This window comes from Mesorhizobium sp. M4A.F.Ca.ET.022.05.2.1 (genome assembly GCF_003998845.1).
Lineage (GTDB): Bacteria > Pseudomonadota > Alphaproteobacteria > Rhizobiales > Rhizobiaceae > Mesorhizobium.
Map to the genome: position 1 here is coordinate 1 of NZ_RZOJ01000825.1, position 514 is coordinate 514.

At 66.5% G+C, this 514-nt stretch carries 1 protein-coding gene; it reads right to left on the reverse strand.

All coding sequences use genetic code 11. The features are described 5' to 3' along the window. Positions 1-261: 261 nt before the first annotated feature. The coding region (locus EN745_RS35640) for a DUF2167 domain-containing protein (RefSeq protein WP_127423364.1) at positions 262-514 on the reverse strand (253 nt) is incomplete at its 5' end.

A 514-nucleotide genomic window follows, 5' to 3' on the forward strand; every position in this document is an offset into this window, starting at 1 on the left:
CACCAGCAGCATGCCAAGGCGCTCGTCGCCAGGCGAGATGGCCGGGCGCGGCGGGACGGCTGGCGAAGCGTGCGATACGGCGTCGGTCATGGTTGCGACTGTCGGCGATTTCAGGGCGGCACGATGCGCGATGGGCGACAGAACCGCGCTGCATTCGCCTAACGCATCGGCGGCTGCAAGGCGTGATCCAGCCGCGCGTTCCGTTTGGCGCACTGGCGCATTAGCTCGACCAACGCGTCCAGCCCCGGCCGATACCTCCGGTTAAGAGGAGGCGTCCCGGTTGCGCCGAATGAGCCGCCAGAGGCCGGCCAGGGGGACCAGCAAAATCACACCGAATTTCTTCAGCGCAATCAGCGCCACCGCCAGCAGTCCGGCCTTGGCCGCCAGCTTGCCCGCGATAAGGCCACCGATGCCCACAGCGGCGACGGTGTCGAAGCCTGGCCTGAAATCGACATACTTCTTGCCCGGGCTGAAGGTTGCGAGGCCAAGGACCTCGTCCAGGCTCTGCCTGATC